Below are 8,795 nucleotides of genomic sequence, written 5' to 3'. Positions count from 1 at the left end.
GCGACGCGGAAATCGCGCGCCGTTGCCGCGCCCCGCAGTGCCCGCTTCCCCCGAGAACAATTATCAGTGCAGGTAGAACGTTTGCAATATTTAGAAAAATGCAGCCATGGTCGGGAATGTCGAATTCGTCGTAGTAAACCGGCATAGTTTTGTTCGGGCGGCCCTGCACGAGTGCCTCCGCCAGCCTCGCTGGACCAAAATGATCCGTTTTCCTCCGTCCCCAAGGGATCAGCCGGAACCGCTCGCCACGAAATCGGCCCATCTACTACGTTTGATTCGATACCCCTGACCATACCTTCGTTTTGAACAAAACCACAGGCGTTCTACCTGCGGTTTTGTTTTCGCGTTTTTTGGCATGGTTAGGGGTAAGGGACTAAATGTAGTAGATGGGCCGGTTTCGTGGCGAATCCTTCTCGCCTACGCACAAAAGCGCCGCCACGGAGGAGGGAGATACCTCCGCGGCGGCTGGGGGTGGGGGTGGGGGCTATGTTCTGGCTCCCCGCCGGCCGCCCGGGGCCTTTTGGCCCCGGGCGCTGCCAGCGTGCCTAGCGCTTACGGATACCCCAGACCAGGGCTCCGACGCCGGCCATGGCGATGACGAATGCCATGAGCAGTGCAGCGGCCTGCTGGTCACCCGTGGTGGGCAGGAAACCCTTGACCGTCTTGACGATGTTCGTCACGGTCTTGGGTGTGCCGGGATCGGGCGTCGGCACGGGCGTCTCGGGCTTCTTGTACGTGTTGTTGAACACGATACCCTCGACGCTCTTATCGCCCTTGGCAAAGGCGACATTCGCCTTGAGGTTTCCCTCGCCGTCATCGGCCACGTTGACGGTCGCGGTAAAGACGGACTTGTCGTAGGTCATACCGGCCTCGTCGCCCTTGACCTCGCTGATGATGTAGACGTACGTACCGGGCTCGCTGTACTCGAACTTGTCGAAGTTGATCTTACCGTCGGCATCGTTGGTAACCGTAGACTCGATGCCCTCGCCAACGAGCTTAAAGCTGAACTCGTCCTTCTTGAGCTCGCGTCCCCCGAGCACCTTGATGGCGCCGATGGAGACCTGCGTGGGCATGGCGTGATACTTGTTGGTAAAGCCAGCCGACTCGGTGGTTCCCTCGAGCTTGTGCGTCGCGGTCAGCGTGCCGTCGCCGTTGTCGGAAACGGTGGTCACGACGGTGTAGGTCGTGCCGTCATAGGTGACGCCCTTGTACAGGCCGAGCGCGTTGGGGCAAGCCTCGCGCAGCGTGTACGTGTGCGTGCCGGGTGCCTCGTAGCGGATCGGGCTCAGCGTGACGTTGCCGTTGACGTCATTGGTGCCGCTAGCGACAACCACGCCGTCCTCGAGCAGATCAAACGTGAACTCGCCGGCTGCAAGGTCGCGTCCGGTCAGACGCTTGACCGTCTTGACCTGATCGGTCACGACAGAATCGGTGGGCGTTACGCTGTAGGTGTTGGTGAATGTGAAGGCCGCACCGTCATCGCCGTCGCGCACGACGCTCAGATGTCCGGCACCATCGTCAGTCACGGTGTAGGAAACCTTGCGCGTGGCGTTGGCGTCGTTGGTCACGCCAGGGGCACTACCGGACTCGGTCACCGTGTAGGCAAAGGTGTGCGAGCGCGGGGCGGTGGGGGCTGTGGGCTCGAACTCGTCGCTGGGCTCATCGGCGTTGGCATCAACGTCGGCGTCGGCCTCTTCAGCCTCTGCCTCGTCGGCCTCGGCCTCGTCAGCTTCGTCCGCCTCGGCCTTATCGGTCGCATCGTCCGTCACGCCCAGAGCGCGGTTGAGGTCCTCGAGCGTAAAGTGGATCTTGCCAAAGTCCACGTTACCGGCTGCGTCGTTGGTTACGGTCGTGCGCTCGGGCATCGGGGCACCTGCCTCGTCGGCGGTCACGGTAAAGGTGAACTTACCCGTGATGTCGGCCGGGGTCAGGCCCTCGGCAACCTGGAGCTTCTTAGTACCGGTGAGCGCGGCATCCACGGCGTCGGCGCCGTAGACGTTCTCGAACAAGGGCTCGACGCCGCCGTAGTCGACCGTCGCCGTCAGGGTACCGTCACCGTTGTCGACGACGATAACCTTAAAGCCAAAGCTCCACGTTGTAGCGGAAACGCCATTCGGCAGCCCGAATAAATCTTCGTAGGCCGTGTAGTTAATGGTCCAGGCAAGCTTACCGTCCTTATCGGTACGATGGGCAAGCCCAGCAGCCTCAAGATTAGCAAGCATCTTAGTGTCGTAGTGCAGCGTATCAAAGCTCACGTGCCCGCCGATATTGGGCTTGAGGTTTTCGCATGCCACAAGCTCACCCTGATAGGCGATGCCGAACCAGAACTCGCCGTCGGCCATCGGGCGGCCGGTCAGAGTCTTGGTGGCAACGACCTGAGCGGCGGTGCCGCCAGGCGTGTTGGTCGTAGCGCTGTAACTGTTGTGGAACGGCACCAGGGCCTTCTCGACCTTGTTCTCGCCACTCTTGTGGACCGTCTCATGCGTGCCCTCGGGACCGCCGGAAACGGTCGTCGTAGCAGTGAGCGTGCCGGCGGTGTCGTCGGCGATGGCGATCGTCACCGTGCGCACGGCGTCGTCGTAGGTGTAACCGGGCTGGCCGTCGTTCTTCTCGGCCACGGTGTACGTAAAGGTCTTGCCGGCGTCAGCCTGCGTAAATATAACCTCATGACCAGCCAGAATGTCGATCAGTCCGACCGTTGCCTCTGCCGCTGCGGGGGACTTGAAGCTATTAGCCCCGGGCAGCAGACCGAGCGCGCGAGCCGAAGCGTCGTCAGCAGGTGTCACGGTAAAGGTGAACTGACCCTCGGTCATGGGGCGGCCATCCAGATACTTGCTGAGCCACAGACCGCCGGCAGCGGTGTAGTTAAGCTCAGTGCGGTACGTGTTGGTAAAGCGTCCGTTTTCCTTCTTGGTGACGTTGGCGGTCAGGCTGCCATCGCCGTTCTCGGTCACGGTCACTTCGGCGGTTGCGACATGCGCGTCATACGTCAAGCCGACCGTGCTGCCCGCGTTCTCGCGAATCTCGTACTTATAGGTTCCGGCGGCAGCGTAGTGAATCTTGCCGAACTTGATGGCGGCAATGCCGTCCTTCGCGTCCTTCTTGCTCACGGTTACGGTTGCGGGATCGGGCAGTGGGGCGTCTTCGGGGGCGGTGATGGTAAAGCTGAACTCGTCCCCATCCGTCCAGTCGCGGCCGCTGATGACCTTGCCCAGGTCAAAGTCGAGCTCCGCATCGAGCGGGGCCACGCTGTAGGTGTTCTTGAAAGTCGCAGCCGTGGCGTCCTTCAGGACATGCTCGGCCTTGAGGGTGCCGTCGCCGTTGTCCGTGATGGTGGTCTCGATGGTGTACTTGGCGTCACTGTAGGTGATGCCCTTGCTGGTGGTTCCGCCCTTGATCTCGCGCAGCGTGTAGGCGTGCTTGCCGGGCTTGGTGTAGGTGATCTTGTCCATGGCGATCGTTCCGTCGTCGGCGTTGGTGCCCTTGGCGACGACCTTGTCGCCCTCGACCAGCTCAAAGGAGAACTCGCCGTCCTTGAGATCGCGGCCGGTCAGGACCTTGGTCGCGGTGATCTGTTCGGTGACGCTCGTCTCGACAGGCGTCACGTTATAGGTATTGGTGAACGTGAAGGCCGCATCACCGTCCGGCTTGCGGGATACGCGCAGATTCCCCTTGCCGTCATCGGTCACGGTGAAGGAAACCTCGCGCGACGGCTTAGCGTCGTTGGTCACGCCAGCGACCTCACCGGACTCGGTCACGGTGTAGGTAAAGGTGTGCTCGCGCTTCTCGGGCTTCTCGCCCACAGCCTTGTTAAGGTCGTCGAGCGTAAAGGTAATCTTGCCAAAGTCGACCTTGCCGTCGACGTTGTTGTGCACGCTCGTGCTCGCAGGCATAGGCGCGCCCTCTTCACCGGTCACGGTAAAGGTGAACTTGCCGGTGATATCAGCCGGGGTAAGAGCGTCGTCAACCCGCAGATTCTTGATACCCGCAAGCGATGCCTCGGTAGCATTCGTGGTGTAGGCGTTCTTGAACTCGATGCTCTTGACGTCCTTGGCGTCCTTCAGCTCGTGTGTGGCAACCAGCTGGCCCTTGCCGTTATCGGCGATGGTCGTCACGATGGTGTAGACCGCGTCATCGTAGTCAATACCGCCGGCGTTGCCCTTAACCTCATGCAGCTTGTAGGTGTGCTGGCCGATCTCGGTGTACTTGATGGCACTGAACGTCACCTTGCCGTCGGCAGCGTTCTTAACGGTCTCGATAAGCTCAGAGTCCTCATCCTTAATCTCGCGCAGCTCAAAGCTGAACTCACCGACCGTAAGGTCGCGCCCGGTCAGAGACTTGGTCACGTCAATCTTGTCGGTAACGCTGGACTCAACAGGCTCCGCAGTGTAGACGTTCTTGAACTCGGTCTCGTCGGCTTCGCTCCATGTCACCTTCACAGCGGCGCTGAGCTCGCCCCTCTTGTTGGGCGTTACCGTCACGGTGACCTCCGCGACGTTCTTGCTGTAGGCAATGCCGTCAACCGTAGTCCCGGCGTTCTTTTCGCTGACCCTGTAGACGTACGTGCCGGGCTCGGTGTATTTGATCGTGCCGAAGTCGATGACAGCTTTACCCTTGTCGTCCAGATCGTCCTTGGTCACAGACGCGGTCACGGGCGCTGTCGCGGACTCGGGTATCGGGGCACCGTTCTCGGACGTCAGCCCAAACTCAAACGTGTCCTCCTTCGTCCAGTCGCGGCCCTCGAGTACCTTGGTCAGGCCAAAGCCGGCCTTGGCATCCTTGGTATCCACCGTTACCGGCGTCATGTCGTACTTATAGCTGATCTTGCCGTTGTTGCCCAGGTAGGAGTTGACATGCGTCGCGGTCGCCTTGGCGGATATGTTGTTCCACTTGGGATTAAGAACGTCGGTCGCGGTACCAGTGTTGTTGCCGCCCACACTCTCCTTGGTGGTGTGGAGCTCGTCGATAAAGGCTAGGCGCGCGGTTCCCACGCTAAACGAAAGGTTGCCGTCCTCGTCAGCAACAATAGCGCCGTCAAACTTCGCAGCGTCGCCGCCGATAAACTCGATGACGGCAGAGGCGGGCTTGGCCTCGCCGTTTTCGCCCTGCTCCTCAAACTCATCCTTGTAGTAATAGGTGCCGGTATCTGCCAGCGATTTCTTTGCAGGCTGCGTGCAATCCTTGTCCGTGTAAATGGGCGTCTGCTTCTGGAAGTAGTAGTAGCGGTTGGTGTCGGCCGGCTCAAAGGTCGCAACCGTATTGCCCAGATCGCCGGCAGCCCACTTGTTCGCGTAGAAATTCACGGTCTTGGCGCCGTTGGCAACGGTCGTATTGTTCTCGATGTAATCCTTGAGCCCCGTTACCTTCTCGGGCGTAAACAGGTTGTCGAGCGCAGTGCTCTTCACGCTCGAGGTGTACTTCACGCGGATAGGCTGAGCGCTGTCGACCGAAAGCTTGCCGTCTACGGTCTTAAAGTGGCTCAGCGGAATCAACGACGCAGGAATGCTGACCGTTACGACATCGCCCTTCTGGGGATTGTCATCACCAGCACGCTGCACGGTAATGAGCAGGTCTTTTGCCTTGCCGGTGAACTCGTAGGTGTCGGTATTGGTTTCTTTATTGACCGTTTTGTCCGTCTTGGTAAACGGCGTGCCGTTGATGACGACCTCGGTGAAGCTGTCGACCTGCATAAAGTCGCCCAGCTCGTCGGTAAACGTGATGTAGCCGGACTTGGTCTCGTCGTAGCCCTTATGGATTTCGGTCGGATAAGGCGCCTCCGATGTGATGGCCTGTGAGATGTCGTCAAAGACCTTCTTGAGCTCTTCTGCATTGGTCGCCGACTTGTAGTAGTCGGAGTTTTCAGCGCGTGCACCATGAGCATCCCATGCCGTGGCATTGGGGTAGTTGCTCGAAACGGCCTGCATGAACTTGTTCTCTTTTTGGCTTTTTCCCGAATCCTGGATACCAGCGCTGGGGTCCGCGCCATCAAAGATGCCGATAGTATAAACGGTGGCCTTGCTGTCCTTCATGTTCTTGGCAGCCGTCACGGCATCGTTAGCGACCTTAGAATCAAACTCGTCGTAGCTCGTTGGCTTGCCGTCGGTAAAGAACACAACGATCTTCTTGGCATCTGCGCGACCAGAAGTGATGCCCTCTGCCAGCTGCAGACCATTATCGGCGCGCGTGGCGCCGGCGGGTTTGATTGCCTTAATTGTTTCCCTAAGATCAGTCACGCCGGCGCCAGAGCAATTGGTCAAGCCCGCCATTACCTGGGAGTAGTTGTAAGTATTAGTTCTGCCATATTCCCATTTATCGTACGTGTCGTTGCCGATCTTATCGGTCTTATCACCCGAAAACTTAACAATGGCAACCCTGTGCTGCCTATCGACACCCTCGATACCCTCGTTTTGCTTGGCGATGGTATCAATAAAGCTATAGGCAGCGTTCTTCAGAGCTGTAATGCGCTTAGTGTCGTCAGTATCGCCCATAGCGTGATCCATAGAGCCAGAGGCATCCAGCACCATCACGATGTCAAGCGGCGTGGTGACCGTCACGGTTGAATTAGACGTCGAGGACATCGCCGAAAGCGTGGTCAAAAAGTCCGACTCTTCGTTTTCCTCGGTTGCCTTGACCGTCTTGTCGGTCCAGATTCGACCGACGTTTTGGGTTGTTACTTTATTACCGCCGTGGCCGGCTGCCCAGATTTCCCAGCGTCCGCTAGTATCGGGGTCGACGACCGTCCCGTTTACTGTCGGTCCGTCCATTCCTGTGCTGGACCTGGCGTTGGCCTCGGGCAGCATGGCGAATGCTGCGGCTGGCAACACCAGCACTACGGCCAGTATCACCGCCAAGAGACCCCTCGTGTACTTACTCGTCGCGTCTCCCTTCTCGCGGTCTCAGACCTTGCAACAGCCTAAAGTTACGAAATGAGACACAATTTGGGCAGGTGACACACGTTCCAGATTCGGTTTTGGGCGTGAGACAAATGTCTCACCAAAGTTGAGACACGGCGTTTTCGCAGGAAAACGGGTGCGACTCGGAGCCATCAGGCAAAAATGACCCACTTTCCTCCGTCCTTGGGGGATCAGGGGCTGTTACGGATATGGTGCCATTTCAAAACTGTGCTGGATTATGGGGCTAATGTCGGGACCCTTATCCATACCTCCATTTTTTGAAAAACGGCAGGCTATCTACCTGTGGTTTTGTTTTTGCGATTTTCCGTATGGTCGGAGGTTCGCTATCCAGCCCCGTAATCCGGCATAGTTTTGTTCGCGACGGCACAACCGCGCGTTTAAGCGCGGGGCCGGTGGGGCATTCTTGCCCCACCGGCCCCTATTCCAGCTCTGTTCCAGCGCTATTCCGGCTTGGTTTCTACCGTGGGAGTCTTGTCCGCTGCGACTGGAGTGCGGGCGGTGTCCATAGTCAGGCAGTGTTTGGGGCAGCTCTCGATGCACTCGCCGCACACCACGCAGGCGTACGGATCGATCGACCAGGTACCGCCCTTGCGATCGACCGCGAGCGCGCCCGCCGGGCAGCGGCGCGCACACATGCCGCAGCAGATGCACACGTCCATATCATTGACGATATGTCCGCGCAAGCGCTCGGGCGCCGTCAGCTCCTCCTGCGGGTAGCACACCGTTACCGGCTGCTTGACCATAGAACCCAAGGCCGTCTTGGCAAATGTCAGTAAACTCATGCCGCGCCTACCTTTCCGTGCAGCTGATGCAAGGGTCGATGGTCAGGATAATCATGGGCACGTTGGCAAGGAGCACGCCCTGCAGCGCATGCGTCAGACCTGCCAGGTTCTGCGACGTCGGCGTGCGCACGCGAAAACGGTCCAGATTCTTGGTACCGTTGCCGCGCACATAGTAATACGCCTCGCCGCGCGGCTGCTCAATCACAACCTCGCCGCGCGCGCCGTCGGCCGGCGTGAGCTTGGTGCGCCCGCCGATTCCGTCGTGCGGAATCTTGCCCACAAGCTCCTTGATGATGTCCATGGCCTGCGTGACCTCGGCGCAACGAACCTGGCAGCGGGCGTAGCAGTCGCCGTCGGTGGCAACGATGGGCTCAAACGCGGCCAGGTCCGCATAGGCACCGTCGCCAAACATGCGCACGTCGTAGTCCACGCCCGAGGCGCGACCGAACGGGCCGACCATCGACAGATCAAGCGCGTCCTTCTTGCTGATCACACCCACGCCATGCAGGCGCTCGCCGCAGCTGTTGTCGTCCAAAAACGTATGCACCAGGGTCTCGTAGTCGGGACGCATGGCATCGAGCGCCTGCACAATACCCGCCAGCTCAGAGTCCTCAATATCGTGCTTAAGGCCGCCGATCTCGTTAATCGAAAGGATCACGCGGCCGCCGCACGTGCTCTCAAAGATCTTGAGAATCTGCTCGCGCAGGGTCCACGAACGATAGAACAGCGCCTCAAAGCCAAAGGCATCGGCGAGCAGGCCCAGCCACAGCAGGTGCGAGTGAATGCGCGAAAGCTCGTGCAAAATGGTGCGGATATACTGCACGCGGCCAGGCACCTCGATGTTCAGCATGCGCTCGCAGGCGCTGGCATAGCCGCAGCTGTGGCCCACGGCGCAGATGCCGCAGATGCGCTCGGCGATGTAGCCAAACTGATGCATATCGCGCTTTTCGGTGAGCTTCTCGAGTCCGCGGTGCACAAAACCGATCTGCGGAATTGCCTCGATGACGCGGTCGTCCTCGATCACCAGGTCCAGATGAAGCGGCTCGGGCAGCACCGGGTGCTGCGGGCCAAACGGAATAACGGAGCGATGTGCCATGGA

The 8,795-nt window shown here is 59.4% G+C and carries 3 protein-coding genes; all 3 read right to left on the bottom strand.

The window, feature by feature from the left end:
• Nucleotides 1-545: 545 nt before the first annotated feature.
• The 3 genes from ABHT90_RS06705 to ABHT90_RS06695 all read right to left on the bottom strand — a co-directional run bounded on the left by ABHT90_RS06705 (nucleotide 546) and on the right by ABHT90_RS06695 (nucleotide 8,792).
• Nucleotides 546-6,845, bottom strand: a complete 6,300-nt coding sequence (locus ABHT90_RS06705; RefSeq protein WP_346982012.1) for a Spy0128 family protein — start codon at nucleotides 6,843-6,845, stop codon at nucleotides 546-548.
• Between the two features lie 509 nt (nucleotides 6,846-7,354).
• Nucleotides 7,355-7,696 carry a 4Fe-4S dicluster domain-containing protein gene (locus tag ABHT90_RS06700; protein ID WP_117759792.1) on the bottom strand — a complete coding sequence of 114 codons (342 nt, stop codon included), beginning with the start codon at nucleotides 7,694-7,696 and terminating at the stop codon, nucleotides 7,355-7,357.
• 7 nt (nucleotides 7,697-7,703) lie between these two features.
• Entirely contained in the window at nucleotides 7,704-8,792 is a 1,089-nt protein-coding gene (locus tag ABHT90_RS06695) for a hydrogenase large subunit (protein ID WP_346982011.1), read from the bottom strand.
• Nucleotides 8,793-8,795: the final 3 nt, after the last annotated feature.

The organism is Collinsella aerofaciens (assembly GCF_039758815.1).
GTDB classification, from domain to species: domain Bacteria; phylum Actinomycetota; class Coriobacteriia; order Coriobacteriales; family Coriobacteriaceae; genus Collinsella; species Collinsella aerofaciens_BP.
Note: the sequence above shows the minus strand (reverse complement) of the source record. Positions and strands in the feature narration are given on the sequence as shown.

Coding starts and splice junctions, on each gene's coding strand:
- ABHT90_RS06700 (WP_117759792.1), bottom strand. CDS start 7,696: ATGAGTTTACTGACATTTGCCAAGACGGCCTTGGGTTCTATGGTCAAG.
- ABHT90_RS06695 (WP_346982011.1), bottom strand. CDS start 8,792: ATGGCACATCGCTCCGTTATTCCGTTTGGCCCGCAGCACCCGGTGCTG.